At 69.0% G+C, this 25,767-nt stretch carries 27 protein-coding genes; 15 read left to right on the plus strand and 12 right to left on the minus strand.

The window, feature by feature from the left end; translation table 11 throughout:
• Nucleotides 1–2: 2 nt before the first annotated feature.
• The 5 genes from pstB to F3S47_RS07985 form a co-directional block, all read right to left on the minus strand.
• Nucleotides 3–800 carry a phosphate ABC transporter ATP-binding protein PstB gene (pstB, locus tag F3S47_RS07965; protein ID WP_150444712.1) on the minus strand — a complete coding sequence of 266 codons (798 nt, stop codon included), beginning with the start codon at nt 798–800 and terminating at the stop codon, nt 3–5.
• Between the two features lie 22 nt (nt 801–822).
• Nucleotides 823–2,163 (minus strand): phosphate ABC transporter permease PstA, encoded by a 1,341-nt coding sequence (pstA, locus tag F3S47_RS07970; RefSeq protein WP_150444713.1) that lies wholly within the window; start codon nt 2,161–2,163, stop codon nt 823–825.
• Complete coding sequence (gene pstC, locus F3S47_RS07975; RefSeq protein ID WP_150444714.1) at nt 2,163–3,644, minus strand: phosphate ABC transporter permease subunit PstC; 1,482 nt, start codon at nt 3,642–3,644, stop codon at nt 2,163–2,165. Before pstC ends, pstA begins: the two co-directional genes overlap by 1 nt.
• Before the next feature lie 115 nt (nt 3,645–3,759).
• Nucleotides 3,760–4,806, minus strand: a complete 1,047-nt coding sequence (locus F3S47_RS07980) for a substrate-binding domain-containing protein (RefSeq protein ID WP_150444715.1) — start codon at nt 4,804–4,806, stop codon at nt 3,760–3,762.
• 184 nt (nt 4,807–4,990) lie between these two features.
• Complete coding sequence (locus F3S47_RS07985; RefSeq protein WP_150444716.1) at nt 4,991–6,031, minus strand: ATP-binding protein; 1,041 nt, start codon at nt 6,029–6,031, stop codon at nt 4,991–4,993.
• 189 nt (nt 6,032–6,220) lie between these two features.
• Here F3S47_RS07985 and F3S47_RS07990 point away from each other — a divergent pair, with 189 nt between their 5' ends.
• Nucleotides 6,221–6,580 (plus strand): hypothetical protein, encoded by a 360-nt coding sequence (locus F3S47_RS07990; RefSeq protein ID WP_150444717.1) that lies wholly within the window; start codon nt 6,221–6,223, stop codon nt 6,578–6,580.
• On the opposite strand, the gene F3S47_RS07995 is transcribed toward F3S47_RS07990, so the two are convergent.
• From F3S47_RS07995 to F3S47_RS08010, 4 genes are read right to left on the minus strand one after another with little or no spacing between them, the layout of a single operon-like run.
• The gene (locus F3S47_RS07995; RefSeq protein ID WP_150444718.1) at nt 6,570–7,754 is read right to left on the minus strand and encodes a trans-sulfuration enzyme family protein; all 1,185 of its coding nucleotides are present in this window, start codon (nt 7,752–7,754) and stop codon (nt 6,570–6,572) included. The genes F3S47_RS07990 and F3S47_RS07995 overlap by 11 nt on opposite strands.
• The gene (locus F3S47_RS08000; RefSeq protein WP_150444719.1) at nt 7,751–8,275 is read right to left on the minus strand and encodes a gamma carbonic anhydrase family protein; all 525 of its coding nucleotides are present in this window, start codon (nt 8,273–8,275) and stop codon (nt 7,751–7,753) included. Before F3S47_RS08000 ends, F3S47_RS07995 begins: the two co-directional genes overlap by 4 nt.
• A complete protein-coding gene (gene gmk / locus F3S47_RS08005) occupies nt 8,272–8,910 on the minus strand; it encodes a guanylate kinase (RefSeq protein ID WP_150444720.1) in 639 nt (212 codons plus the stop codon). The genes F3S47_RS08000 and gmk overlap by 4 nt, the downstream gene beginning before the upstream one ends.
• 3 nt (nt 8,911–8,913) lie before the next feature.
• Nucleotides 8,914–9,804, minus strand: a complete 891-nt coding sequence (locus F3S47_RS08010; RefSeq protein WP_150444721.1) for a YicC/YloC family endoribonuclease — start codon at nt 9,802–9,804, stop codon at nt 8,914–8,916.
• A gap of 198 nt (nt 9,805–10,002) precedes the next feature.
• Between F3S47_RS08010 and F3S47_RS08015 the strand changes: the two genes are divergently transcribed.
• Nucleotides 10,003–10,653 (plus strand): PAS domain-containing protein, encoded by a 651-nt coding sequence (locus F3S47_RS08015; RefSeq protein ID WP_150444722.1) that lies wholly within the window; start codon nt 10,003–10,005, stop codon nt 10,651–10,653.
• A 94-nt stretch (nt 10,654–10,747) separates the two neighbouring features.
• Here F3S47_RS08015 and F3S47_RS08020 read toward each other — a convergent pair whose 3' ends face one another.
• A complete protein-coding gene (locus F3S47_RS08020; RefSeq protein WP_150444723.1) occupies nt 10,748–12,118 on the minus strand; it encodes a class II 3-deoxy-7-phosphoheptulonate synthase in 1,371 nt (456 codons plus the stop codon).
• A gap of 222 nt (nt 12,119–12,340) precedes the next feature.
• On the opposite strand from F3S47_RS08020, the gene F3S47_RS08025 reads away from it, so the two are divergent.
• The 12 genes from F3S47_RS08025 (at nt 12,341) to F3S47_RS08080 (ending at nt 21,616) form a co-directional block, all read left to right on the plus strand.
• A complete protein-coding gene (locus F3S47_RS08025; RefSeq protein ID WP_150444724.1) occupies nt 12,341–13,345 on the plus strand; it encodes a GlxA family transcriptional regulator in 1,005 nt (334 codons plus the stop codon).
• A gap of 149 nt (nt 13,346–13,494) precedes the next feature.
• On the plus strand, nt 13,495–14,682 hold the full coding sequence (locus F3S47_RS08030) for an ABC transporter substrate-binding protein (protein WP_150444725.1): 1,188 nt from the start codon (nt 13,495–13,497) through the stop codon (nt 14,680–14,682).
• 108 nt (nt 14,683–14,790) lie between these two features.
• Nucleotides 14,791–15,579, plus strand: coding sequence for an ABC transporter ATP-binding protein (locus F3S47_RS08035; RefSeq protein ID WP_150444726.1), 789 nt, complete (start codon nt 14,791–14,793; stop codon nt 15,577–15,579).
• Entirely contained in the window at nt 15,576–15,824 is a 249-nt protein-coding gene (locus F3S47_RS08040; RefSeq protein ID WP_150444727.1) for a hypothetical protein, read from the plus strand. The genes F3S47_RS08035 and F3S47_RS08040 overlap by 4 nt, the downstream gene beginning before the upstream one ends.
• Entirely contained in the window at nt 15,821–16,399 is a 579-nt protein-coding gene (locus F3S47_RS08045) for a hypothetical protein (protein ID WP_150444728.1), read from the plus strand. The genes F3S47_RS08040 and F3S47_RS08045 overlap by 4 nt, the downstream gene beginning before the upstream one ends.
• Entirely contained in the window at nt 16,396–16,899 is a 504-nt protein-coding gene (locus F3S47_RS08050; protein WP_150444729.1) for a hypothetical protein, read from the plus strand. Before F3S47_RS08045 ends, F3S47_RS08050 begins: the two co-directional genes overlap by 4 nt.
• A complete protein-coding gene (locus tag F3S47_RS08055) occupies nt 16,896–17,714 on the plus strand; it encodes an ABC transporter ATP-binding protein (RefSeq protein ID WP_150444730.1) in 819 nt (272 codons plus the stop codon). Before F3S47_RS08050 ends, F3S47_RS08055 begins: the two co-directional genes overlap by 4 nt.
• The gene (locus F3S47_RS08060) at nt 17,715–18,167 is read left to right on the plus strand and encodes a hypothetical protein (RefSeq protein ID WP_150444731.1); all 453 of its coding nucleotides are present in this window, start codon (nt 17,715–17,717) and stop codon (nt 18,165–18,167) included.
• A 22-nt stretch (nt 18,168–18,189) separates the two neighbouring features.
• Nucleotides 18,190–19,200 (plus strand): branched-chain amino acid ABC transporter permease, encoded by a 1,011-nt coding sequence (locus F3S47_RS08065; RefSeq protein ID WP_150444732.1) that lies wholly within the window; start codon nt 18,190–18,192, stop codon nt 19,198–19,200.
• A complete protein-coding gene (locus tag F3S47_RS08070) occupies nt 19,197–20,498 on the plus strand; it encodes a branched-chain amino acid ABC transporter permease (protein ID WP_150444733.1) in 1,302 nt (433 codons plus the stop codon). Before F3S47_RS08065 ends, F3S47_RS08070 begins: the two co-directional genes overlap by 4 nt.
• A gap of 46 nt (nt 20,499–20,544) precedes the next feature.
• Nucleotides 20,545–20,856, plus strand: a complete 312-nt coding sequence (locus tag F3S47_RS08075; protein ID WP_150444734.1) for a hypothetical protein — start codon at nt 20,545–20,547, stop codon at nt 20,854–20,856.
• Between the two features lie 55 nt (nt 20,857–20,911).
• Nucleotides 20,912–21,616, plus strand: a complete 705-nt coding sequence (locus F3S47_RS08080; RefSeq protein WP_150444735.1) for a L,D-transpeptidase — start codon at nt 20,912–20,914, stop codon at nt 21,614–21,616.
• A gap of 133 nt (nt 21,617–21,749) precedes the next feature.
• Here the strand turns inward: F3S47_RS08080 and F3S47_RS08085 are convergent, their stop codons facing one another.
• Nucleotides 21,750–22,628 carry an NAD(P)-dependent oxidoreductase gene (locus F3S47_RS08085; protein ID WP_150444736.1) on the minus strand — a complete coding sequence of 293 codons (879 nt, stop codon included), beginning with the start codon at nt 22,626–22,628 and terminating at the stop codon, nt 21,750–21,752.
• 95 nt (nt 22,629–22,723) lie between these two features.
• Here F3S47_RS08085 and F3S47_RS08090 point away from each other — a divergent pair, with 95 nt between their 5' ends.
• Nucleotides 22,724–25,201 carry a penicillin acylase family protein gene (locus tag F3S47_RS08090; protein WP_150444737.1) on the plus strand — a complete coding sequence of 826 codons (2,478 nt, stop codon included), beginning with the start codon at nt 22,724–22,726 and terminating at the stop codon, nt 25,199–25,201.
• Nucleotides 25,202–25,342: 141 nt separating this feature from the next.
• On the opposite strand, the gene F3S47_RS08095 is transcribed toward F3S47_RS08090, so the two are convergent.
• On the minus strand, nt 25,343–25,744 hold the full coding sequence (locus F3S47_RS08095; protein ID WP_150444738.1) for a DUF2177 family protein: 402 nt from the start codon (nt 25,742–25,744) through the stop codon (nt 25,343–25,345).
• Nucleotides 25,745–25,767: the final 23 nt, after the last annotated feature.

The following is a 25,767-nucleotide window of genomic DNA, read 5'->3' on the forward strand; positions in this document are numbered from 1 at the left end:
GCTCATCCAATACGGCCCGAGATGTAGCTCTCTGTCCGGCTATCCTCGGGATTGGTGAAAATCTTCCCGGTCTCGTCGAATTCCACGAGGTTGCCGAGATGGAAGAAGGCGGTCTTCTGGCTGACCCGCGCGGCCTGCTGCATCGAGTGGGTCACGATCACGACCGAGTAGTTGGTCCGCAGCTCGTCGATCAGCTCTTCCACCTGGCCGGTGGCGATCGGGTCGAGCGCCGAGCAGGGTTCGTCCATCAGCAGGACCTCGGGCTCGGTCGCGACCGCCCGCGCAATGCAGAGCCGCTGCTGCTGGCCGCCCGAGAGACCGGTGCCCGGCGCCTGCAGGCGGTCCTTGGCCTCGTCCCAGAGCGCGGCGCGGCGCAGCGACTTCTCGACGATCTCGTCCAGCTCGGCGCGGTTCTTGGCCATGCCGTGGATGCGGGGACCATAGGCCACGTTGTCGTAGATCGACTTCGGAAACGGGTTGGGCTTCTGGAAGACCATGCCGACCTTCGCGCGCAGCTGCACCGGGTCGACGCGCTTGTCGTAGATGTCCTCGCCGTCGAGCAGGATGGTCCCCTCCACCCGCGCGATGTCGATGGTGTCGTTCATGCGGTTGAGGCAGCGCAGAAAGGTCGACTTGCCGCAGCCAGAGGGTCCGATGAAGGCGGTGACCGTGTTGTCCTCGATCTCCACGTCCACGTCCTTGATGGCGTGCGTCTCGCCATAATAGACCTGCACGTTCTTCGCAGAGATCTTGATCTCTTTCTGGTCCACGCTTCTCTCCGTGAGTCTCTGGTCGTCCATCTCGGGACCCCCTTGTCGTTTCTTACCAGCGACGCTCGAAGCGGCGGCGCAGGAGAATGGCGATGAGGTTCATCGTCATCAGGAATAGCAGAAGAATGATGATTCCGCCCCAGGCCCGCTCATAGAAGGCCGGGTCGGCGCGTTTCGCCCACTCGTAGATCTGGGCCGGCATCGCGGAGTTCGGATCGAGAAAGCCGGAGGCCACGCCCTCGGGATAGTTCGAGGCGATGAAGCCCACCATGCCGATCAGTAGCAGCGGCGCCGTCTCGCCGAGCGCCTGCGCCAGGCCGATGATCGTCCCGGTCAGGATCCCCGGCAGCGCGAGAGGCAGGACGTGGTGGAAGACCGACTGCATCTTCGAGGCCCCAACCCCGAGCGCCGCGGCGCGGATCGAGGGCGGGACCGCCTTGAGCGAGGCGCGCGTCGAGATCACGATGGTCGGCAGCGTCATCAGGGTCAGCGTCAGGCCGCCCACGATGGGCGCGGACTGCGGCAGGCCCACGAGCTGGATGAAGACCGCGAGGCCCAGGATACCGAAGACGATGGAAGGCACCGCCGCGAGGTTCGAGATGTTCACCTCGATGAAGTCGGTGAACCTGTTCTGCGGCGCGAATTCCTCCAGATAGATCGAGGCGGCCACGCCGATCGGCAAGGCCAGGGCCAGCACTACCAGCATCATGAAGAACGAGCCGATCATCGCGACACCGATCCCCGCCTGTTCGGGCCGCGAGTCCGAGGCGTCCGCCCCGAAGACGAAGGACCAGTTGAAGGTCCGTTCGATGATCCCCGCCTCTTCCAGCTGGTCCACGAGATCGAGGTGGGCGGGCGAAAGGTTCGGATCCCGCTCGAGGCTCTCGCGCGTCACGCGCCCCTTGGAGTAGCCGTCGACCCGAGATGAGGCGAGGAAGTTGAAGGTGACCGTCTCGCCGATGCGGTCCGGATTCTCGAGTACGAAGTCGCGCATCTGGCCGGCCTCGGAGGACGACAGGATCTGGCCCAGCGTATTCGCGTCCATGTCGGTCTCGATGCCCTCGGCGGCCATCCGGCCCATCAGCTCGGCCCGGATCATGTCGCGGTACTGCGAGGTCTTCACGACCGACGCTTCCGCCGCCTCGATCGCCTCGGCCTCCAGCTCGATGTCGAGCGTCACGAAGGTCTGGGTGAAGGCCGGGGCGCCGTTGCGCACGATGGCCACGAGAAGCGCGACGAGGAAGCAGAGCCCGATCAGGATGGCGACGATCCCGTAGGCCTTGAACCGGGTCTCGGCCGCGTTGCGCCGCTTGGTGCGCGCGTCGAGCTCGAGAAGCGAGGATTTCTTGCCCGTGGCCGGCGCGGCCGGGCCGGGAATGCTGGCGTCCGACATTATTCGTACTGCTCCCTGTAGCGGCGCACGATCCAGAGCGCGAAGACGTTGAGCCCGAGTGTGAAGACGAAGAGCGTCATCCCGAGCGCGAAGGCGACCAGAGCCTCGGGCGAGGTGAAGTCCGCGTCACCGGTGAGCTGAGAGACGATCTTGGCGGTGACCGTGGTCATCGCGTCGAAGGGGTTGAGCGAGAGCCGGGCGGCGGCCCCTGCCCCCAGCACGACGATCATCGTCTCGCCGATGGCGCGAGAGGCCGCGAGCAGGATCGCGCCCACGATCCCCGGCAGCGCGGCGGGCAGGATCACCTGGCGCACCGTCTCGGAATGGGTGGCGCCGAGGCCGAGCGAGCCGTCGCGCATGGACTGCGGCACCGAGTTGATGATGTCGTCCGACAGCGAGCTGACGAAGGGGATCAGCATGATCCCCATGACGAGGCCGGCCGTCATCACCGCGGTGCCCCCGTCCATCCAGCCCACGCCCAGCAGACCGCCGTCTCCGAAGACGTCGACCAGCAGCGGCCCGACCGTCAGGAGCGCGAAGAGGCCGTAGACGATGGTCGGGATGCCGGCGAGCACCTCGAGCAGCGGCTTGGCGATGGAGCGCACGGTCGGGCTCGCGTATTCCGAGAGGTAGATCGCCGCGAAGAGCCCGATGGGCACCGCCACGATCAGTGCGACGATGGAGATGTAGAGCGTGCCCCAGAGCAGCGGCAGGATGCCGAGCTCCGAGCCCCCGCCCCGCCCGGTGAAGGAGGGCGACCAGGTCGTGCCGAAGAAGAATTCCGCCGCCGGGTAGAGGCGCAGGAACTCGATGGTGTTGAAGATCAGGGACAGCACGATCCCGAGCGTCGTCAGGATCGCGATGCAGGCGGCGCCGAGCAGCAGCATCAGCACTCCCCGCTCCACCGTGTTTCGGGCCCGGAACGTCGGCGAGGTCTTCATGAAGGCGTAAGCCGTCCCCGCCAAGGCGATGCCGAGCACCAGGACCGTCATGACGGTCGTGCCGATGGCGGAGATCGAGCGGTAGCGCTGCGCTAGGCTCAGCGTCTCGGAACTGACGTTGGAGCCGAGGGCGACGCCCACCTCGCCGAGCTGCTCGCGCACGTCGGTGGCGTCGGTGCTGAGGCTCCGGGCCTCCTCGGCGGTCATGGCCCCACGCTCGACCGCGAGGTCGAGCCCGTTGGCCAGCCGCCGGACCTCGGTCAGCGCGAGCCCCTGCGATCCCGCCGCCTCGATCGTCTCCGCCGGGATATTCGCCGCAACGCGGCTCTCGACGTAGAGCGGCTGAAGCAGCGTCCAGGCGACGAGAAGCAGCAGCGCCGGCACGGCCCCCGTCAGGGCGACATTGAAACCGTAGTAGGAGGGCAGCGAGTGCAGCTTGCGGTGGTCGCCCCCCGCCGTGGAGAGCGCCCTCTGCCGGCCGACGAAATAGCCGACGACGGCAAGGGCGAGGACGATCGAGACGATCCAGAGCAAGGACATCGGGGCTCCTGTCGGCGTCGGTTGCGATGCTGGGAAAAGGGAAAAACGAATGGGTCGTGTCGAGACGAGGAAAGAGGGCGGCCGATCCGGCCGCCCTCCTCCGCGGATGAGTGAATTACATCTCTTCCGACATGGTGGTTTCGTTCGCGATCTTCTCCTGGGTCGCGGCCAGTTCGGGATCGGGGACGAGGCCGTAGTTGGCCAGCGGGCCGCCCGGGCCGGCGATCTCGTCGGAGACGAAGAACTGCGCGTACTCCTTGAGGCCCGGGATCACGCCGAGGTGCGCGGCCTTGATGTAGAAGAAGAGCGGACGCGACACCGGGTACTCGCCCGAGGCGATGGTCTCGGTGGAGGGCTCGACGCCGCCCATCGTGGCGACCTTGAGCGTGTCGGTGTTGTTCTCATAGAACGCCAGGCCGAAGACGCCGACGGCGTCGGGGTTGGCGTCGAGGCGGGCGAGCGTCTCGGTGTAGTCGCCGTCGATGTCGACCGAGGCACCGTCGGTGCGGACGCTGATGCAGGCGGCTTCGGCGTCGTCCTCGGACATCCCCATCTCGACCATCTGGTCAAACGCGCCGGACTCTTCGCAACCGACGAGAAGGACGTTCTCCTCGAAGACCTCGCGGGTGCCGTGACGGGTGCCCGGGATGAAGGTCAGGATCTCGACCTCGGGGAGCGACTCGTCGACCTCGGCCCAGGTGGTGTTGGGGTTGGCGACCATCTCGCCGTCCATCGGGATCTCGGCGGCCAGGGCGTTGTACCACTGGGTCTGCTGGAACTCGTTGAACTCGGGACCGTCGATCTGGCTGGCGAAGACGATGCCGTCGTAGCCGATGCGAACCTCGATGATCTCCTCCACGCCGTTCTCGGCGCAGGTCTCGATCTCGCTCTCGCGGATGGCGCGCGAGGCGTTCGCGATGTCGATGGTGTTCTCGCCGACGCCCTCGCAGAAGCGGGCAAGACCGGCGGAGGAGCCACCAGACTCGACGACCGGCGTCGGGTAGTCGGTGTTCTCGCCGAAGGCCTCGGCCACGATCGAGGCATAGGGCAGCACGGTCGACGAACCGGCGACCTGCACGTTGTCGCGGGACTGGGCCACGGCGGCGGACGCCGAGACGGCAGCGATCGCCAGGGAAGAGGCGGTCAGCTTCGCAAAGGACATAGGTAGCTCCTGTCAGTTGTTTCCGGGCTTTCGGCCCCCCCGGACCTCACCCTTGGCCGAAGCGCTATGGGTCTCCGGCTGCGCTTTTGTGACAGGCATGTAAAAGTATTATGACAGCCCCGGGCTCCCTCGCGTCAAGCCGTTGGCGAGCCTGAAAACTTCGTTCGCCGCGAGTCCCCGGAAATCAGTCGGAGGGCAGAATCACCGTGAATTCGCTGCCCTTCCCGGGCGCGCTCTCCACCCTGAGTCGCCCCCTGTGGCGATTCACTATGTGCTTCACGATGGCGAGTCCGAGGCCCGTGCCCCCCACCTGACGGGAGCGGTGGGCGTCGACGCGGTAGAACCGCTCGGTGAGTCGCGCGATGTGATGCGAGGCGATGCCCTCGCCGTGGTCGCGCACCGACAGGCGGACCCCCTGGACCCGCAGCCGGGGCTCGAAGGCGGGCTCCGTCAGCCGCAGCTCGATCCGTCCTCCGCCGCGCCCGTACTTGATGGCGTTCTCCAGCAGGTTCGAGAAGACCTGCCGCAACTGCCCTTCGTCCCCCGGCACGGTGACCCCTCGCTCTGGCAGGTGGAGCTCGATCGCGAGTTCCGCCTCGTCCGCCATAAGCCGCATGGTCTCCACAGCATCCGAGACGAGGTCGCTGAGGCGCACCGGGTCGGTCGGCCGCATCCGCTCGTTCTCCTCGACCCGGCTGAGCGACAGCAGGTCCTCCACGAGCCGCGCCATCCGGCCCGCTTCACGCTCCATGATCCCGAGGAACCGATCCCGCGCGGCGGCATCGTCGCGCGCCGGTCCGCGGAGCGTCTCGACGAAGCCCAGCAGAGCGGTGAGCGGCGTGCGCAGCTCATGGCTGACGTTGGCCACGAAATCCCGCCGGATCTGGCCCGCTTCCTCCACCGCGGTCACGTCCTCGAAGGTCAGCAGCACGCCCGTTCCGCCCGAGAGCGGCACGGGGCTCGCGGTCACCCGCCAGGTCGTATCGCGCCGCCCTTCCGTCCCGAGGTAGCGCGTCACACGCCGCTTCGCGTCGCCGAAGGTCTGCTCGACCACGTCGAGCACGTCCGGCTGGCGCAGTGCGGTGATGTAGTGTCGGCCGAGGCCCTCGTGGCCGAGCAGCGTCTCCGCCCCCTCGTTCACCGCCATGACCCGTCGATCCGACGTGATCAGCACCGCAGGACTCGGATATGCGGCGACGAGCGCGCCCACATCGGTCATCGCCATGGGGCCCGACTCCTCGGCTTAATTCCGCTCAATTCATTCCGATGTGACAATGCCACGCTCTCGCCTCATTTTTCACATTTCTTGCTGCCGAGACATGTGCGAACCCTGAAATCACTGTCATAGGTTTCGCGGCAATTGTTAATCCTCGTGAATGTCCCGGGGGCGTAGATAGGTACTCATCTCTTAGCGATGGAACACATCCTGCCAAAGGAGCTGGAACGCGGGCCGGTCCTTCTGGTCATCGGCCCTGCCCTGGCTGAAGGCCGGGACCCGGGCGCGCTCGACGGCTTCCATTTCTGCGATTTCACCGACCTCGACGCCGGGGTGATCGAGGGTGCCACGCCCGAGATCGTCATTTCTCCGCTCTTCGGTCCCAACTTCGACGCGATGGAACTCGCGCGGAAACTCAATGGCCTCGGCTATTCCGGAAGTTACCGCGCCCTGTCCGAAGAGTTGCCGCGCACCGATTTGATCAAGCGGGAGGTTCGCGCCGCCGCGCCGGGGATCGATTTCGACATTCTGCCGGTGTCCGCGCTCTTCAATCTCTGACCGCGCGTGCGGCGGCCACCGCCGCGCCGAATTCCTCGATCAACAGGTCGGCGGGCTCCACACCCACCGAGACGCGGAAGAACCCCTCCGAGATCCCGACCGCCTTCCGGTCCTCTTCCGGCACCAGCCGGTGGGACGAGGAATTGGGATGGGAGAGCGTCGTGCCGACATCGCCCAGCGTCGGCGCGAAGGCGATGCCCTCCGCCGCCCGGGCCAGCGCATTGGCCGCCGCGCGCCCACCCTCGATCTCGAAGCTCAGCATGTTGCCGCCCCGACCGTTCAGCAGCGCCTGCGCCCGGTTGTGGTCCGGGTGGTCGGGCCGCCCCGGATAGAGGACGCGGCGCATGCCCTCCATCTCCGCAAGCGCGTCGCCCAGGGCGCGGGCATTCGCCTCGGCTTTGTCGAGCCGCAGGTCGAAGGACTGCATTCCGCGCTCCGCCAGCCAGCAATCGAAGGGGCTCGCCGTGAGGCCGAAAGTGACATTGGCCTCCATCATCTTCGCCGCGAGCTTGGGGTCCTTGGCCCCCACGTAGCCCAGCGTCGCGTCGGAATGCCCCGCGAGCAGCTTCGTCACCGAGTGGATGACGATATCCGCCCCCTGCGCCAACGGCTGGAAGAGCCGCGGCGTGGTGAAGGTGTTGTCGACGGCGAGCAGCACGCCCGCCTCCTTCGCGAGCGCCGCGATCCTCTCCATGTCCGCGACGCGGATCGTCGGATTCGAGACCACCTCCACGAGGATCAGCCTGGTCTCCGGCCGCAGCGCCCGGCGCACGGACTCCACGTCGGTCGCGTCGGCGAGCGTGGTCTCGATGCCCAGCCGCGGCAGGTCCTGCCGCATCATCCGGAGCGACCGCCCGTAAAGCTGGTCCGCCCCCACGACATGATCGCCCGCGGAGAGAAGCCCCAGGAACATCGCGCCCACCGCCGACATGCCGGAGCCGGTCACGAAGCCATCGCGCGCTCCCTCCAGCGCGTCGATCTTGCGCGCGAGCACCTCCGCGTTCGGGTGCCCCTCGCGCGCATAGGTGAAGGCCGAGCCCTCGGAATACTGCGCGTCCAGCTCGTCGGGATCGCGCGAGCGGTAGACGACGGAAGGCTGCAGCGGCGTGACGAGCGGGGTCGAACCGCCCTGCGGCCAGTCGGTGCGGCGGACGGTGGTGCGCGGGTCGGTCATTCTGTTTCCCTCAGCTCCTCGCGGAACCTCCGCGCGTTTTCCTGGTAGTGCAGCGCCGAGAGACGCAGCCCCTCGATCGCCTCGGCGTCGAGCGAGCGGACCACCTTGGCGGGCATCCCCACGACGAGCGAGCCGTCGGGGATCTCCTTGCCCTCGGTCACCAGCGCCCCGGCCCCGATCAGGCAGTTCCGGCCGATCACGGCGCCGTTCAGCACCGTCGCGCCCATGCCGATCAGGCTGTTCTCGCCGATGGTGCAGCCGTGGAGCATGGCCTTGTGCCCGATGGTGCAGCCCGCGCCGATGGTCAGCGGGTAGCCCATGTCGGTGTGCAGCACGCAGTTCTCCTGCAGGTTCGTCCCCTCGCCCACGGTGATCGGCTCGTTGTCGCCGCGGATCGTGGTGCCGAACCAGACCGAGGTTCCGGCCGAAAGGATCACCGAGCCGATGACATGGGCCCCCGGCGCGATCCAGGCGTCGGGGGCGATCTCGGGGCGGCGGTCGCCGAGGCTATAGGCGGTCATTGCGTCTCCTCGAATTCCTGCTGCAGCCGGCGGACATGGGCCAACAGATCGGGCTGCTGCGGCCGACGCAGCCGCTCGGCCGTCACCACGGTCTTCAGCTTGTCCTCGGTTTCGTCCAGGTCGTCGTTGACGAGAACGTAGTCGTAGGCATCCCAGTGGCTGATCTCGTCCCAGCTCTTCTGCATCCGCTTCTCGATCACCTGGGGCTCGTCCTTGGCCCGCTCCACCAGCCTCCGGCGCAGCTCGGGGATCGAGGGCGGCAGCAGGAAGATCGACAGGACGTTGTCCTTGAGCGGCGAGTTGCGGATCTGCTGCGCCCCCTGCCAGTCAACGTCGAAGAGCACGTCGCAGCCCTGCCCGATGGCCTCTTCGACCGGCTTGCGCGGCGAGCCGTAGAAGTTGCCGAAGACATGGGCGTGTTCCAGCATGTCGCCCTGCGTCACCAGCTCGCGGAACTCGTGGTCCGAGATGAAGTGGTAATCCGTCCCGTCCACCTCGCCCTGCCGGGGTGGCCGTGTCGTCGCCGAGACGGAGAAGCGGATCGTCGGGTCCCAGACGCGCAAGCGCTTGGACAGCGTCGATTTCCCCGCGCCGGAGGGGGAAGACAGGATGATGAGAAGTCCGCGCCGTGCCATCGTCTATTCCACGTTCTGTATCTGCTCGCGCATCTGCTCGATGACCGCCTTGAGTTCCAGCCCAACCGCCGTCAGCGCCTTGGACTGCGACTTCGAGCAGAGCGTATTGGCCTCGCGGTTGAATTCCTGCGCGAGAAAGTCGAGCCGCCGGCCCGCGGGCTTGTCCTCCTCGAGGAGCGCGCGGGCCGCCTCGACGTGGGCGCGCAGGCGGTCGATCTCCTCGGTGACGTCCTGCTTGACGGCGATTAGGGCGAGTTCCTGCGCCACGCGGTCCTCGTCGACTTCCGCCGCCTCTTCCATCACCCGCGCGAGCGCCGCGCTCACGGCGGCGCGGGTCTCCTCGCGCCTGCCTTCGGCGGCCTCCTCGGCGCGATCGACGAGGCCTGCGATGGTCCCGAGCTGGCCCTCGATGAGCCTCGACAGGGCCCGGCCCTCGGTCTCGCGCATCGCCACGAAGTCGCCGAGCAGGGCACGGAGGTCCTCGATGAGGACGTCCTGCAGCCCTTCTTCCTCGGCCTCGTCCCCCGCGCTCGCGACGACGCCCCGCACCGCGAGCACGTCGGCCGCCGTCGCGGGAGCAAGGGAATGACCCGTCGCCGCCGCTCGGTCCTCGATCCGGGCGAGCGCGCCCAGCACGCGACCGAGATGGGCCTCGTCCAGTGCGAGATCCGAAGCGCCCTCGTCCCGCGAAAGCCGCAGCGTGAGCGTGATGGATCCGCGTGCGAGCGTCTTGGAGAGCAGCGGTCTCACCGCGGCCTCGAGCCCGGTCACGCTGTCGGGAAGTCGCAGCCGCAGGTCGAGGCTACGGGCATTCACGCCCCGCATCTCCCAGGTCCAGGCGATGGGCCCCGAGGCGCCGCGGCGGCTCGCGAAGGCGGTCATCGACATGGTCATGGGAGGCTCCTCGTCGCTGGTCCCCCGCGCCTTACGGGCAGACCCGGCCCGAAGGCAAGCCGTTAACCTGTTAATGCATTGGGAGTCACTGTGGCAGGAAAAAGGCGCTAGATTAAGAAAGGATGAACGCCGGAGTGAGTCCGACGGACGCGCCATCGGCGACTGAGCCGGGGGGCGAGGACAGATGGAAGGGACGCTATGACCGACCGACCGAGGACAGACGGCAGCGCGGCGCCCGACCCCGCGCTCCGCCAGATGGAACGCTACTGGACCCAGCTTCGCGGCGACCGGCGCCTGCCGCAGCGCCGCGACGTGGACCCCTCCAAGATCGAGGGCGCCCTGCCCTGGGCCTTCATGATGCAGCGGATCGCCCCGGGCGTGGGTCGGGTGCGCGTGGCCGGTCAGAGGCTCGAAGGGATCCTCGGGACCGATCCCCGGGGCCTGCCGCTGACGGCCTTCTTCGCGCCATCGGCACGAGAGACGGTGACCGAGCATCTCACCGCGCTCTTCGACGACCCCGCGATCGCCGAGCTTCCGGTGGTCTCCCGGCGCGGCATCGCCCGTCCGCATCTCTCGGGACGCCTGCTGCTGCTGCCGCTCATCGGCGACGACGGGCTCGTCTCGGCGAGTCTCGGAGCGCTCGTGGTGGACGGCGAGCCGGGATCAACGCCGCGCCGATTCGAGATCGGCCCCGGGACGCTGCGTTGCGAGCGGGTCCGCTCGGCCCGCTACATGGAGCACCGCGCGAGGATCGTGGACGAGCTCGACGAGGCCCGCCGTCCGGATCACCCGCCGCCGCACCATGGCGGGCGTCCCCGACTGCGGCTGGTGGTCGACAACACCCGGTAAAGGAAACGGCGCGCAGGAGGCCCGCGCGCCGTTCATATCTCGTTAATTCATTCCGGGACCCTGTTGTTTCGCGCGCGAAACACCGGCCCCTGGATCAGCCGGCCTGGGCGTTGGCCATGACCGAGCGCCGCGCCTGCAGCTCCTCGGCCACGAGGAAGGCCAGCTCCAGCGACTGCGACGCGTTGAGCCGCGGATCGCAGGCGGTGTGGTAGCGGTCCGAGAGGTCCTCGTCCGTCACGGCCCGGACGCCGCCGGTGCACTCGGTCACGTCGGTGCCGGTCATCTCGAAATGCACGCCGCCGGGGATCGAGCCCTCCGCCTTGTGGACCGCGAAGAACTCCCGCACCTCGCGCAGCACGCTGTCGAAGGGCCGGGTCTTGTAGCCCGAAGACGACTTGATCGTGTTGCCGTGCATCGGATCGCAGGTCCAGACGACGTTGGCGCCCTCTTCCTCGACCGCCTTGACAAGCCGCGGCAGGTGCTCGCCCACGGAGCCCGCGCCGAAACGGGTGATGAGCGTCAGCCGGCCGGCCTCGTTCTCGGGGTTGAGCTTGGCCATCAGCGCCTTGAGGTGGCCGCTGGTCATCGAGGGGCCGCACTTGAGACCGATGGGGTTCTGCACGCCCCGGGCGAACTCGACATGCGCGCCGTCGGGCTGGCGCGTGCGGTCGCCGATCCAGATCATGTGGCCCGAACCGGCGAGCCACTTGCCGGTCGTGGAGTCGATGCGCGTCAGCGCCTCCTCGTACTCCAGCAGCAGCGCCTCGTGGCTGGTGAAGAACTCCACCGTCGCCAGTTCGTGGTTGGTCTCGCCGTTGAGTCCCGCCGCCGACATGAAGTCGAGCGTGTCCGAGATACGCTCGGCCATCTCGCGGTACTTCTCGCTCTCCTCGCGATCGGTGAAGCCCAGCGTCCACTGGTGCACCCGGTGCACGTCCGCGAAGCCGCCCGTCGAGAAGGCCCGAAGCAGGTTCAGCGTCGCCGCCGCCTGGGTGTAGGCCTGCAGCATCTTGTCCGGGTTCGGCGTTCGCGCGGCCTCGGTGAAGTCGAGCTCGTTGATGATGTCGCCGCGGTAGCTCGGCAGCTCCTGTCCGTCGCGCGCCTCGACCGGGGCCGAGCGCGGCTTGGCGAACTGGCCGGCCATCCGGCCCACCTTCACCACCGGAACCTTCGCGCCGTAGGTCAGGACCATCGCCATCTGAAGCATCACCTTGAAGGTGTCGCGGATCGCGTCTGCGGAGAAATCCTTGAAGCTCTCGGCGCAATCGCCGCCCTGAAGCAGAAAGGCCTCGCCGCGCGACGCCTTGGCGAGCTGCTGGCGCAAGCGCCGGGCCTCGCCCGCGAAGACGAGGGGCGGATACTTCGAGAGCTTGGACTCCACCGCCGCCAGCGCGGCCGCGTCGGTATAGTCGGGCATCTGTACCCGAGGCTTGGTTCGCCAGTCGGTTCTCTGCCACTCGCTCATCGGTCTCTCCCTCGCAGTCAGGCGCAGAGTGTATAGACGAGGCTTGCCCCCGCGCCAATGGCCGAAAGCCGCGGAAATATCGGGCATGGGGCGGCTCCTGCCCATTCGGGCGGCAGCGGAGAGGTCCCGGCGCCGTGATGCCGCAGCGCACCGGGCTCCCTTGCGCCGATCCGGCAAAGGTGCTGAGGTCCCCGGAACCGCGTTCCCGCATGGCTTCGCCGCATGGAAATCCAACCGCAAACCGTCGATCTCGACGTCCGCCCCGCCAAGCCGCGGCGCTTTGTCTTCGTTCTGCTCGACCAGTTCACGCTGCTCTGCTTTTCCTGCGCCGTCGAGGCGCTGCGCATCGCCAACCGCATGGCGGGCCACGAACTTTATACCTGGGAGCTCGCGGGCGAAGGCGGCCAGATGGCGCGCTCCTCCGCGGGCATCGAGTTCGTCCTGACCATGGAGCTCGACGAGCTGGAGCGGGAGGACACCATCCTGCTCTGCGGCGGCATCAACGTGCAGGCGGCCACGACCAAGCGGTTGATGAACTGGCTACGACGCGAGGCCCGCCGGGGCGCCACCGTGGGCGGGCTCTGCACGGCGGGCTACTGCCTGGCGCGTGCCGGGCTCCTCGACGGGCGCAAGGCCACGATCCACTGGGAGAATCAGGACAGTTTCGCCGAGGAATTCGACGAGGTGACGCTGACCAAGTCGGTCTTCGTGATCGACGGCGGGCGGATCACCACCGCGGGCGGCACCGCCTCCATCGACCTCATGCTCAACATCATCGCCTCCGACCACGGCGACGAGCTGGCCAGCGCGGTGGCCGACCAGCTCATCTATTCCTCCATCCGCACCGACCAGGACACCCAGCGGCTGTCGATCCCCACCCGCATCGGCGTGCGGCATCCGAAACTGAGCCAGGTCATCCAGATGATGGAGCAGAACATCGAGGAGCCGATCAGCCCGGCCACCCTCGCCGCACGGGTCGGCATGTCGACCCGCCAGCTGGAGCGGCTCTTCCGCCGCTACCTCAACCGCTCTCCGAAGCGGTATTACATGGAGCTGCGGCTCCAGAAGGCGCGCAACCTGCTGATGCAGACCGACATGAGCGTGATCAACGTGGCACTGGCCTGCGGCTTCACCTCGCCGTCGCACTTCTCAAAGTGCTACCGGGCGCACTACGACACGACGCCCTACCGCGAGCGCGGGACCCAGGCGGCCCGGGCCCACGCGTGACCGGCCAAGGGGCCGCTTTCGCAGCGGCCCGCCCGAGGCGCTTCCGGCGCAATATCCTTAGCGTCAGGCGGGCTCCGAGCCCGCTTTTCTTTTCCGGAGGACCTCACTAGGCTCCGTCGCGGGACAACCCACCAATAGGGAGTAAACGAATGAAGAAGGTTCTCTTGGCCACCACCGCAGCCGTCATCGGCACCGCGGCCGCGGCTCAGGACGACAGCGTCGCCATCGGCATCGTGCTCGGCTACACCGGCCCGATCGAAAGCCTGACGCCCCACATGACCGACGCGGCCGAGCTCGCGATCTCCGAGATCAACGAAGCCGGTGGCATCCTCGGCGGAACGACGATCGAGACCGTCCAGGCCGACTCCACCTGCATCGACGGCGCCGCCGCCACCGCCGCGGCCGAGCGTCTCGTGACCTCCGACGGCGTGGTCGCCATCATGGGCGCCGACTGTTCCGGCGTGACCGGCGCGGTTCTCGCCAACGTCGCCGTGCCGAACGGCATCCCGATGATCTCGCCCTCCGCCACCTCGCCGGGTCTCTCGACCGCCGAGGACAACGGGCTCTTCTTCCGCACCGCCCCCTCCGACGCCCGCCAGGGTGAAGTGCTCGCCGGCATCCTCGCCGACAAGGGCATCGAGGAAGTCGCGGTGACCTACACCAACAACGACTACGGCAAGGGCCTGTCCGACAGCTTCGTGCAGAACTTCGAAGCCCAGGGCGGCACCGTGACGATCAACGCGCCCCACGAGGACGGCAAGGCCGACTACTCCGCCGAGGTCGCCGCGGCCGATGCCGCCGGTGGCGAGGCGCTCGTCGTGCTCGGCTACTCCGACGGTGGCGGCGCGGGCATGATCCGCTCCTCGCTCGACAGCGGCGCCTTCGACACCTTCGTCATGGGCGACGGCATGTACGGCGACGCGATGCTCGAGGACATGGGCTCCGAGATGGAAGGCTCCATGGGCGCCGTTCCGTGGTCCGAGGGCGAAGGCTCCGAGGCCTTCACCTCGATCACCGAGGAAGCCGGCATCAACGGCGAGAGCTCCTTCACCCGTGAGAGCTATGACGCCGCGGCGCTCCTCGCGCTTGCCATGCAGGCCGGCGGCGAGGCGACCTCCGAGGCGATCGCCGCGAACGTGATGAACGTGGCCAACGCCCCCGGCGAGGAAATCCTCCCCGGCGAGCTGGGCCGCGCGCTCGAGCTGCTCGCGAACGGCGAGGAGATCGATTACGTCGGCGCCACCAACGTCGAGCTGATCGGGCCGGGTGAGGCCGCGGGCACGTACCGCGAGTACACCATCACCGACAGCGACTACGAAACCGTGCAGTTCCGCTAAGACGCACTTGCACTTTCGGGCGGCGCGGGCCATGTCCCGCGCCGTTCGCACACCGGAGAGGGACACTTCGGTAACCAAGAGGCGGCAAACGCCCGGGGGATGTCAGGGATGATCGAAGTCAGGGACGTGGTGAAGGCCTTTGGCGGCTTTCGGGCCGTGGACGGCGCGAGCCTTTCCGTTGCGCCGGGCTCCATCACCGGCCTCATCGGCCCGAACGGGGCCGGGAAATCGACGCTTTTCAACGTGATCGCCGGTGAACTTCCACCGACGAGCGGCCAGGTGCTGCTCGACGGAGAGGATATCACGGGCCTTCCGCCGCACGATCTCTTCCACCGCGGGCTGCTGCGCACCTTCCAGATCGCGCACGAGTTCTCCTCGATGACGGTGCGCGAGAACCTGATGATGGTGCCGGGCGCGCAGTCGGGCGAGACGCTCTGGAACGCCTGGTTCCGCCGCGGCGCGATCCGCGCTGAGGAGCGCGCGCTGGCCGAGCGGGCCGACGAGGTGCTGGAGTTCCTCACCATCGACCATCTCGCCGACGAGAAGGCGGGCAACCTCTCCGGCGGCCAGAAGAAGCTGCTGGAGCTCGGGCGGACCATGATGGTCGACGCCAAGATCGTCTTCCTCGACGAGGTCGGCGCGGGCGTGAACCGTACACTGCTCAACACCATCGGCGACGCGATCCTGCGGCTCAACCGCGAGCGCGGATACACCTTCGTCGTCATCGAGCACGACATGGATTTCATCGGCCGCCTCTGCGACCCGGTCATCTGCATGGCCGAGGGCAAGGTGCTGGCCCAGGGCTCGCTCGACGAGATCAAGGCCAACGAGCAGGTCATCGAGGCCTACCTGGGCACCGGTCTCAAGAACAAGGACAAGCTGGAGGCCGGGGCGTGAGCGCACCGCTCTTCCTGGTCTGGCACGGCGCGCCCGGGGCGGAGGTCGAGGTGGCCGAGCCGAACCATCCGCTCGCGGAGGGGATGTTCCTCGTGCGCTCCGAGCGGACGCTGTCGAAGCTCTACCATGCCATCAAGCACCAGCTTCCCGAGGACACCGCGCTCTGCGTCGCGCCACTCGCCGACGCGCCGAAGTTCAAGGGTCTGGCCGAGGGCGCGCTTAAGTGGCTGAGGTCCGGGGCATGAAGACCCTCGGCGCGCTTCTTCTGGGCGGTCTCGGCGCCGCGAGTACCGGCTTGGCGCAGGACTGCACGCCGTTTTCCGAGGGCGTGGCCTTCTGCGCCGCCGAGGCGGGACTCTCCGGCGGCGATCTGCGCGAGAACGGCCCCACGGCCTATTACACCGAGAGCTACGGTGTCCTGGTCGAGGTCGCGCCGCTCTCGGCCACGAGCTACACCGACCCGGCCTTCATGCGTGCGAACCTCGATGCCTATCTCGCGGAGCGCAAAGGATTTTCCGACGGCCTTCCTGCCCTCGAACGCGACCGGATCGACCTCGGCGACCGGCCCGCCGAACAGGTGGTCTACCGCGAGGGCGAACGGGTGATCGCCGATACGCTCGCCCTCGGAGACGGCTACGGCGTCTACGTCCAGACACTGGCCGTCGCCGAGAGCTTCACCGAGGAGCACCGCCTCTTCCACGACCGGGTTCTCGCGGCCCTGCGCCTGCCCGAGCCCGCCAACCCCGACGTCTGGGGCGTGCGGGCCGACCGGCCCGAGGCCCGCCCCCTCGCCACCGCCAGCCAGGAGACCGACGAATGATCCGCCGCCTCGCCTGCCTCGCCCTGATCTCAGCCACACCCGCCGCCGCCCAGGAGGGCTGCACCGCCCTCTCGGACGCTGTCTCCTTTTGCCCCGGCGCGACGCCCTGGGCCGCCTTCGAGGCGCAGGAGCGCGAGGACGGCGGCTACGCCTGGGAGGGCGGCGAGCTCCTGCTCCAGGCCTTCCCGCTGGAGGACGGCCTCTACGAGGGGACGCAGCCGCCCGGCAGCCGCGCCCGCGACATCATCCTGACCGACTACGCCACCCGCACCGGCGGCGTGATCCAGGGCCGCGCCGTGCCGCTCGGCGAGGACGGTCCCGCGACGACGGCGGCGATCGCCTACCCCGACGGGGACACCAGCGCCCTCGTGACGCTCTACGGGCTGGAGGGCGAGACCTGGTTCGTCGTCACCAACGAACTGGGCACCGAGGTCACCTCGGTCCACCAGCGCGGCCACATGGCGGCCCTGCAGTCGCTGACCGGGGAGGAGCCCTCGTGAGCGACGCCTATTCGGACCGCGGCAACAAGGACCGCTCGATCGCCAACCCCGACGGCCAGGGCAGCATCATTCCCGAGGGCGGCGGCACCGCCAAGCCCTCGACCGACACGGCCTTTCTCGCGGGCGTGGACATGACCGGCGGTTATGGTCGCGGCGCGGACATCCTGCACGACTGCACCGTCTCGGTGGATCCTGGCGAGATCGCCGTGATCGTGGGTCCCAACGGGGCGGGCAAGTCCACCGCGATGAAGGCAATCTTCGGGATGCTGCACCTTCGGAAGGGCCATGTGAGCCTCGACGGGCAGGACATCACCGCGCTCTCGCCGCAGGACCGGGTGCAGGCGGGCATGGGCTTCGTGCCGCAGGTGAAGAACATCTTCACCTCGATGACGGTCGAGGAGAACCTCGAGATGGGCGCCTTCATCCGGCGCGACGACATCCGCGGCACCATGGAGCAGGTCTACGAGCTCTTCCCGATCCTCAAGGACAAGCGCCGCCAGCCTGCGGGCGAACTTTCGGGCGGGCAGCGCCAGCAGGTCGCCGTGGGCCGGGCGCTGATGACCAAGCCCAAGGTGCTGATGCTGGACGAGCCCACCGCGGGCGTGTCGCCCATCGTCATGGACGAACTCTTCGACCGGATCATCGAGGTCTCCCGCACCGGGATCCCGATCCTCATGGTCGAGCAGAACGCCCGCCAGGCGCTCAACATCGCCGACAAGGGCTACGTTCTCGTGCAGGGCCGCAACGCCTTCACCGGCACCGGGAAAGAGCTTCTGGCCGACCCCGAGGTCCGCAAGAGCTTCCTGGGCGGCTAGGTGGACGCGCGGCTCGCAGCCCTGGGCCTCGTCGCGGCCGTGGTTCTGGTCTTCGGATCGGTCGGCTGGTCGATGCTGCGCGCGCCCGAGCCGCCGCCCGCGATCCCCGAGACCTCGGCCCTCTGCCACTTCGAAACCTACTGCGAGGGGGCCGACTGCGGCGCTTCCCCGCCGCCCGACTTTCGCATCGTCCGCAACGGTCCCTACGACCGCACCTACATCGGTCCCGCCGACGGCAGCCCCGGCACCGCCAGCGTGACCCGTCTCGAGGGGGCCGAGCAGATCTCCAGCGAGATCGGCGAGGAGGAGGGCGTCGCCCTCTTCGGAACCGTGACGCTCCGCTCCGACGGCGGTTTCGACTACCGCCGCACCCGCCGCCTGATCTCGTCCGAACCGGAGGCGACGGGCAGCGGTACCTGCACGCCCTTCACCGAAACCGGACCCGACGCATGACCCCCGCCCAGAAGGACCACCCATGGACCTGCTGAACGCCCTCGTGGCGCTGACCAACTTCGTCGTCATCCCCGCGGCCGCCTACGGCGCGCAACTCGCGCTCGGCGCGCTGGGGGTCACGCTGATCTACGGCATCCTGCGCTTTTCCAACTTCGCGCATGGCGACACCATGGCCTTCGGCACCATGGCGACGATCCTGACGACCTGGGGCCTGCAGGCCGCGGGCATCGGCCTGGGCCCCCTGCCCACCGCCCTGCTCGCCCTGCCCGTCGGCATCCTCGCGACCTCGGCGCTGCTCCTGGCGACCGACCGGATGGTCTACCGCTTCTACCGGGCGCAGAAGGCCGCACCGGTGATCCTGGTGATCGTCTCGATGGGTGTCATGTTCGTCTACAACGGTCTCACGCGCTTCTTCATCGGCGTGGACGACCGGACCTTCTCCGACGGTGAGCGCTTCATCGTCTCGGCGCGCGACTTCCGCGACTGGTCCGGCCTCGACGAGGCGCTGGCCATCAAGACCTCGCAGCTGATCACGCTGGTCACCGCCGTGGTCGTCGTCGCCGCGCTCTTCTGGTTCCTGAATCGCACGCGGACCGGCAAGTCCATGCGCGCCTTCTCCGACAACGAGGACCTGGCGCTGCTCTCGGGCATCAGCCCGGAGCGGGTGGTGACGGTGACCTGGCTGCTGGTCGCGGCGCTCGCCACCGTGGCCGGCACGCTTTACGGGCTCGACAAGTCGTTCAAGCCCTTCACCTACTTTCAGCTTCTGCTGCCGATCTTCGCCGCGGCCATCGTCGGCGGCCTGGGCTCCCCCCTCGGAGCCATCGTCGGCGGTTTCATTATCGCCTTCTCCGAGGTCGCGGTGACCTACCCGCTGCGCAAGATCATCGGCTACCTCGTGCCCGAAAGCCTAGAGCCCGGCGGCCTCGTCCAGCTGCTCGCCACCGAGTACAAGTTCGCCGTCTCCTTCGTCATCCTCATCGTGGTGCTGATCTTCCGGCCCACGGGCCTCTTCAGGGGGAAGTCCGTATGACCAACGCCCTCCGCCTGCCCCTCGCGACGGCGTTCCTCGTCGCGCTCTTCATCGGCACTGGCTACGTCCAGAGCTGGAACACCGCGCTGCAGCTCCTGAACATGGGGCTGGTCTCGGCGATCATGGCCCTCGGGGTGAACCTTCAGTGGGGCTTCGCCGGTCTCTTCAACGTGGGCGTCATGGGCTTCGTGGCCCTGGGCGGGCTGGCCGCCGTGCTGGTCTCGGTCGAGCCCGTACCTGCCGCCTGGCAGGCCGGCGGGCCCCGCGCGATGATCGCCATGATCGCGGGCGCCCTGACCATCACGGGCGCCATCGTTACCTACCGCCGGAGCCCGAAGCGCTGGCGGCTCTGGGCGATGCTCGCCGTCCTGCTCGTGGGCTTCGTCCTCTACCGCTGGCTCTTCAGCCCGGCGCGCGACGCGATCGAGGCCATCGACCCCGCCTCCACCGGCTTCCTCGGCGGCCTCGGCCTGCCGATCCTCGTGGCCTGGCCCGTGGGCGGGCTGCTCGCCGCTGGCGCGGCCTGGCTGATCGGCAAGACCGCCCTCGGCCTGCGCTCGGACTACCTCGCCATCGCCACGCTGGGCATCGCCGAGATCATCATCGCCGTGCTCAAGAACGAGGAATGGCTCTCCCGCGGGGTCAAGGACGTCTACGGCCTGCCCCGCCCGGTGCCGAACGAGATCGACCTGCAGCAGGACCCGGGCTTCGTCGCCCAGGCCGCGGAATGGGGTCTCGACCCGGTCACCGCCTCCACGCTCTGGGTCAAGCTCGCCTATACCGGCCTCATCGCCGTCGTCCTGGTGCTGCTGCTCCTGCTGGCGCAGCTCGCGCTCAACTCTCCCTGGGGCCGGATGATGCGCGCGATCCGCGACAACGAGACGGCGGCCGAGGCCATGGGCAAGAACGTCACCCGCCGGCACCTGCAGGTCTTCATCCTGGGCTCGGCGATCTGCGGCATCGCGGGCGCCATGATGACCACCCTGGACGGCCAGCTCACGCCGGGCACCTACCAGCCGCTGCGATACACCTTCCTCATCTGGGTCATGGTGATCGTCGGCGGGTCGGGCAACAACTACGGAGCCGTCGTCGGCGGCGTGCTGATCTGGTGGCTCTGGATCCAGGTGGACCCGATGGGCCGCGCGCTCATGGGCTTCCTCGCCTCCGGCCTGCCCGAGGGCAGCGCCCTCGCGCTCCACGTCGAGGACGCGGCCCAGTACATGCGCCTCTTCACCATGGGGGTGATCCTGCTGGTGGTGCTCAGGTTCTCGCCACGCGGGCTGATCCCGGAACGGTGATCGTCCCCGCGTTGACACCGGGGGCCGGGACGCGATGCTGCGCCCCATGACCCGCGCGCCCCTCCTGCTGACGGTGCTGGCCCTCGCGCTCGCCCTGATGACGCTCGCCCCCGGCCCCCGGGCCTGGGAGCGCGGCGGACCCGAGGTGACCGCGGTCCAGCAGGACCACCGGCCCGGCCCCGCCGAGCGCTGCCCGCGCGCCGCGCTCGCCTCGCTCTGCGGCACGGTCCTGGCCGCCGCGCCCGCCGTGGCCGTGCCCCCCAAGTTCCTCGTGCCCGCCGGTCTCTTGCCTGCGCGCCAGAAGCTGCCCTCGGGATGGCAGCCGCCCGTCCCCATCGGTCCGCCGCGCCCCGTCTGATTTCCGCCGCCGCCCCCCGGGCGGCGATCGCAAGGATTTCGGACAGAGAGACCCCATGACACAGACCCGACGCGGCTTTCTCGCCGCAGCCGGCGCAACGGCGCTGACCGCCTGCGCGCCCCGCCCCGATCCCGTCCAGACCCCGCCAGAACCCCCGCCCGCGCCGGCCTGGCCGCCGCTGCCGGCGCGCTACGGCGCGATCACGGACGAGCCCTACCCCGTCCCGGCGGTGCCGGAGGGCGTGGTCCCGCCCCGCCTCTGGCGGCAGGAGGTGGCCAACCCCTTCCCGGACGCCGAGCCCGGCACGCTCGTCGTCGACCCCGACGCGGGCTACCTGCACCTCGCGCTCCGGGATGGCCGCGCCCTGCGCTACGGCGCGGGCACCGGGTCGGCCGCCCATGCCTGGCACGGAGAGGCGCGGCTGCAGTTCCGCCGGGAGTGGCCCCGCTGGAAGGCGCCCGACAGCATGGTCGCCCGCCGCCCCGAGCTTGAGCCCTACTCCGTGGCCAACGGCGGCATGGACCCCGGCCCCGGCAACCCGCTCGGCGCGCGGGCCCTCTACCTCTTCCAGAACGGGGAGGACACGCTCTACCGCATTCACGGCGCCTGCGAGCCCGAATACCTCGGCCGCGCTGTCTCCTCGGGCTGCATCCGCCTGCTCGACCAGGACGCGATCGACCTGCACGACAGGGTGCTCCACGGCGCCACCGTGCGCGTGCTGAAGTCGATCCGGCCAACCGGCCTGCGAGAGGTCTTCTGACCCTCTTCTGGGGGGAAATATCCCGGGGAGTCCGCGGCTTCGGCGCGGACGGGGCAGAGCCCCGGAACCGCCCGGTCCCGCCAGAGGCGGGGCCGGGCTCAAGGCAGAGCGGCCGCGAGGCCGCCCCGCTGGATCAGGCCTCGTCGATCTTCCGCAACCGCTTGAAGAGAGACGAGGTGTCCCAGCGGCCCCCGCCCATTTTCTGGACGTCCTTGTAGAACTGGTCGACCAGCGCGGTCACCGGCAGCGAGGCGCCCACCTCGTCGGCGGCATCGAGGCAAATGCCCAGATCCTTGCGCATCCAGTTCACCGCGAAACCGTGCTCGAAGTGATCGTCGAACATGGTCTCGTGACGGTTGACCATCTGCCAGGATCCCGCGGCTCCGCCGGAGATCACCTCGACCACCGCGCGGCCGTCGAGGCCGGCCTTCTCGGCGAAGTGCAGCCCCTCGGAGAGGCCCTGGACCAGCCCCGCGATGCAGATCTGGTTGACCATCTTGCACATCTGGCCGGCGCCGCTCTCGCCGATCCTGCGGCAGGTCTTGGCGTAGGCCGCGATGAGCGGCTCGGCGCGGGCGTAGTCCTCTTCCGAGCCACCGCACATCACCACGAGCTGACCATTCTCGGCGCCTGCCTGCCCGCCGGAGACCGGCGCGTCGACGAAGCCCAGGCCCGCCGCGTCGGCCTCGGCCACCATCCGGCGCGTGATCTCGGCCGAGACGGTGGTGTGATCGACGAAGAGCGCGCCCTTTTCCATCCCGGCGAAGGCGCCGTCCTCGCCGGTGCAGACCGCGCTCAGGTCGTCGTCGTTGCCGACGCAGGCGAAGACCACCTCGGCGCCCTCCGCGGCCTCTCGCGGGGTTGCCGCCGACCGGCCGCCGTGCGCGGCGACCCAGGCCTCGGCCTTCGAGCCCGTCCGGTTGTAGACCGTCACCTCGTGTCCCGCCGCGGCGAGGTGGCCCGCCATCGGCCCGCCCATCACGCCGAGTCCCAGAAACGTGACCCTGCTCATTGCCTTGTCCCCCGGTTTGTCTGTTGTAGAACGGGGAGCCTAGAGGACCGGTGCCGCCGGTCAACACGACACCCGCACCTGGACACCCGACCCGCATGGCCTTCCTCTTCCGCTGGCTCCTCCGCATCGCGACCGGGCTCATCGTGCTCGGCGTCGCGGCCCTTCTGCTGGGCTACTGGTTCTTCGCCCGCTCGCTGCCGGACTACGACGCGACCACGCGCGTCGCCGGCCTCTCGGCCCCGGTGGAGATCGTCCGCGACAACGCCAACGTCCCGCATATCTTCGGCGAGACCGACGCCGACGTCTATTATGCCCTGGGCTACGCCCATGCGCAGGACCGGATGTGGCAGATGCTCATGCTGCGTCGGACCGTGCAGGGACGGCTCTCCGAGCTCTTCGGGCGGCGGACGCTCGACACCGACACGCTGCTGCGCCGGCTCGATCTCTACGGCGCGGCGCTGCGCTCGGTCGAGGACCAGGACGCGCGCACCCGCACCGCCCTCGAGGCCTATTCCGACGGCGTCAACGCCTGGTTCGGCGAGGTCAACGCGGGCGCGCGCGGCCGCGGCGCGCCGGAGATGTGGATCTTCAACCATGCGATCTCGCCCTGGGCGCCGGCCGACAGCATCGCCATCGTCAAGCTCATGGCGCTCCAGCTGCAGAGCCACCTGGGACAGGAGGTGTTGCGGGCCCGCGCCTCGCTGATCCTCGAGGACCGGCAGGTGCGCGACCTGATGCCCGAGGCCCCGGGCCCCGGCACCGCCGCCCTGCCCCGCTACCAAGCGCTGGTCCCCGGCGTGCCCGGATTCATGCCCGGCACCGAGACGCGCCACGCCTTCCTCTCGCCGGTCGCGCCGCCGCCGCTCGCGGGCGCCTCGAACGCCTGGGCCGCGGGGATCTCGCGCTCGGCCACCGGATCGACGCTGCTGGCCAACGACCCGCACCTTGGCCTCACCGCGCCCTCGATCTTCTATCTCGCGCGGCTGGAGCTCTCCTCGGGTGGCGTGATCGGGGGCACAATCCCCGGCGTGCCCGTGGTGATGACCGGCCGGTCGGCGGACATCGGCTGGGGGCTGACCACGGCCTATCTCGACGACACCGACGTCTACGTCGAGGAGGTGAACCCCGACGACGCCACCCAGTACCGCACGCCCGATGGCTGGGCGCGCTTCCGCAGCCGCGAGAGCATCGTCACCGTCGCCGGCGAGGCGGCGGTGACGCTCGACCTGCAGTGGACCGAGAACGGCCCGGTCCTGCCGCCCGACCAGTACGACCTGGGCACGATCCGGCCGGCGGGGCACGTGACCTCGGTCGCCTGGACCGCGCTCGACGAGGACGACACGACCTTGAGCGCGGCCATCGGCCTGATGCGCGCGCGGACGATCGAGGAGGCCATCGAGGCCACCGAGGGCTATAAGGCCCCGGCGCAGATGCTCACCCTCGCCGACCGCAACCGCGTTGCGCTGCGGCTGATCGGCGCGATGCCCGAGCGCGACCCCGACCACCAGAGCCGCGGCCGGATGCCGACGCTCGGCTGGCGCGAGGAAAACCGTTGGCAGGGCACCTTCCCCGCCGCGGAGAACCCGGAGTGGATCGCGCCCGAGGGCGGGATCGTCGGGCATACCAACAACAAGATCCTCGAGGCGCCCTTCCCGCGCCATGTGTCCTACTACTGGGGCGACACCCAGCGCATCCACCGCTGGCGCCGGCTGATGCAGGCGCGCGAGGTGCATACCCGCGACAGCTTCATGGAGGCGCAGCTCGATACCGTGAGCTTCACGGCGCGCGCGCTGCTGCCGCTGATCGGCGCCGACCTCTGGTTCACCGGGGATGCCGCGCCCGAGGGCACGCCCGAGCGGCAGCGGCAGGTGGCGCTGACCCTGCTCGCCGAGTGGAACGGCGAGATGAACGAGCACCTGCCGGAGCCGCTGCTCTACGCCACCTGGATCCGGTTCCTGCAGCAGCGGCTGATCCGCGACGAGCTGGGCCCGCTCGCCGCCGAGTTCACCCACGTCAACCCGCTTTTCATCGAGCGGGTCTACCGCGATGCGGACGGGGCGGGCCGCTGGTGCGACGTGCTCCAGTCTGCACCCGAGGAGACCTGCACCGAGATCTCGCGGCAGGCGCTGGACGACGCGCTCGTGTGGATCGGCGAGACCTACGGCTCGGACCTGCAGACCCTGCGCTGGGGCGACGCCCACGAGGCCACCCACGACCATCCCGTGCTGGGCGAGGTCCCGCTGCTGCGCTGGTTCGTGAACATCCGGCAGTCGACGTCCGGCGGGGACAACACGCTGATGCGCGGGCGGACGCGCGGCACCGGGCCGCATCCGTTCCGCAACGTCCACGCCGCGGCCTACCGCGGGATCTACGACTTCGCCGACCCCGACAGCTCGGTCTTCGTGACCTCGACCGGGCAGTCGGGCCATCCGCTCTCGTCCTATTACGACGACCTGGGCGAGCTCTGGCGGCGGGGGGAGTACATCCCGATGTCGCTCGACCCCGCCCTGGCACGGGGCGGTGCCGTGGGGATCACCGTGCTGCGGCCCGCGGAGCAGGCCGAGGCGGAGTGATCCGGCGGCGCGGCCTGGCGGCCGCCCACGATCCGCCCGGACCCGCCTTTGGCGGCTCCGGGCCCTGCGGGGGCGCTGCCCCCGTCCGCGGCGAGGCCGCGGACTCCCCCGAGGGTATTATTGGCTAGATGAAGGAGGGGGTCAGGTCAGCAGGCGGGCGATCCAGAGGCCGCCGAGGGCGGAACCTGTGGTGAGCACGGTGCCCCAGACCCAATCCACGGCGACCATGCTGGGATGCCAGCGCGAGAGCGTGGCGTAGTTCGAGAACTCGTAGGTCCCGTAGGCCGCGGCCCCGAAGAGCGCGGCGGGCAGGATCACCGAGGCGTAGCTGCTGCCGTCGCGCAGCGCGGGCCAGCTCACGAAGTAGAGCAGGACGCCGACGTAGAAGAGGTAGAACGCGGCCGCCGGGGCCAGGCGGAACCCCTCCGTCAGCCAGTCGCCGATATGGCGCTCGAAGAGCGGGCGCATCACCGTCGAGAGCATGATCGCGTCGACGACCAGGAAGATCGCCGCGGTGGCGATGAAGAGCACGATGAGGGACATGAAGGCTCCTTTCCCGGGCAATA

Origin of the sequence: Histidinibacterium aquaticum (assembly GCF_008710275.1) — a bacterium.
Lineage (GTDB): Bacteria > Pseudomonadota > Alphaproteobacteria > Rhodobacterales > Rhodobacteraceae > Oceanicola > Oceanicola aquaticus.

Bases quoted from the DNA above. Each gene is read 5' to 3' on its own strand.
- F3S47_RS07995 (WP_150444718.1), bottom strand. From the start codon at position 7,754: ATGACCGACCCGCGCACCACCGTCCGCCGCACCGACTGGCCGCAGGGC.
- gmk (WP_150444720.1), bottom strand. From the start codon at position 8,910: ATGGCACGGCGCGGACTTCTCATCATCCTGTCTTCCCCCTCCGGCGCG.
- F3S47_RS08075 (WP_150444734.1), top strand. From the start codon at position 20,545: ATGACCCGCGCGCCCCTCCTGCTGACGGTGCTGGCCCTCGCGCTCGCC.
- F3S47_RS08070 (WP_150444733.1), top strand. From the start codon at position 19,197: ATGACCAACGCCCTCCGCCTGCCCCTCGCGACGGCGTTCCTCGTCGCG.
- F3S47_RS08010 (WP_150444721.1), bottom strand. From the start codon at position 9,804: ATGACCATGTCGATGACCGCCTTCGCGAGCCGCCGCGGCGCCTCGGGG.
- F3S47_RS07990 (WP_150444717.1), top strand. From the start codon at position 6,221: ATGGAACACATCCTGCCAAAGGAGCTGGAACGCGGGCCGGTCCTTCTG.
- F3S47_RS08000 (WP_150444719.1), bottom strand. From the start codon at position 8,275: ATGACCGCCTATAGCCTCGGCGACCGCCGCCCCGAGATCGCCCCCGAC.
- F3S47_RS08085 (WP_150444736.1), bottom strand. From the start codon at position 22,628: ATGAGCAGGGTCACGTTTCTGGGACTCGGCGTGATGGGCGGGCCGATG.
- F3S47_RS07985 (WP_150444716.1), bottom strand. From the start codon at position 6,031: ATGGCGATGACCGATGTGGGCGCGCTCGTCGCCGCATATCCGAGTCCT.
- F3S47_RS08090 (WP_150444737.1), top strand. From the start codon at position 22,724: ATGGCCTTCCTCTTCCGCTGGCTCCTCCGCATCGCGACCGGGCTCATC.
- F3S47_RS08080 (WP_150444735.1), top strand. From the start codon at position 20,912: ATGACACAGACCCGACGCGGCTTTCTCGCCGCAGCCGGCGCAACGGCG.
- F3S47_RS08020 (WP_150444723.1), bottom strand. From the start codon at position 12,118: ATGAGCGAGTGGCAGAGAACCGACTGGCGAACCAAGCCTCGGGTACAG.
- F3S47_RS08015 (WP_150444722.1), top strand. From the start codon at position 10,003: ATGACCGACCGACCGAGGACAGACGGCAGCGCGGCGCCCGACCCCGCG.
- F3S47_RS08065 (WP_150444732.1), top strand. From the start codon at position 18,190: ATGGACCTGCTGAACGCCCTCGTGGCGCTGACCAACTTCGTCGTCATC.
- F3S47_RS08095 (WP_150444738.1), bottom strand. From the start codon at position 25,744: ATGTCCCTCATCGTGCTCTTCATCGCCACCGCGGCGATCTTCCTGGTC.
- pstB (WP_150444712.1), bottom strand. From the start codon at position 800: ATGGACGACCAGAGACTCACGGAGAGAAGCGTGGACCAGAAAGAGATC.
- F3S47_RS08030 (WP_150444725.1), top strand. From the start codon at position 13,495: ATGAAGAAGGTTCTCTTGGCCACCACCGCAGCCGTCATCGGCACCGCG.
- F3S47_RS08035 (WP_150444726.1), top strand. From the start codon at position 14,791: ATGATCGAAGTCAGGGACGTGGTGAAGGCCTTTGGCGGCTTTCGGGCC.
- pstC (WP_150444714.1), bottom strand. From the start codon at position 3,644: ATGTCCTTGCTCTGGATCGTCTCGATCGTCCTCGCCCTTGCCGTCGTC.
- pstA (WP_150444713.1), bottom strand. From the start codon at position 2,163: ATGTCGGACGCCAGCATTCCCGGCCCGGCCGCGCCGGCCACGGGCAAG.
- F3S47_RS08045 (WP_150444728.1), top strand. From the start codon at position 15,821: ATGAAGACCCTCGGCGCGCTTCTTCTGGGCGGTCTCGGCGCCGCGAGT.
- F3S47_RS08025 (WP_150444724.1), top strand. From the start codon at position 12,341: ATGGAAATCCAACCGCAAACCGTCGATCTCGACGTCCGCCCCGCCAAG.
- F3S47_RS08050 (WP_150444729.1), top strand. From the start codon at position 16,396: ATGATCCGCCGCCTCGCCTGCCTCGCCCTGATCTCAGCCACACCCGCC.
- F3S47_RS07980 (WP_150444715.1), bottom strand. From the start codon at position 4,806: ATGTCCTTTGCGAAGCTGACCGCCTCTTCCCTGGCGATCGCTGCCGTC.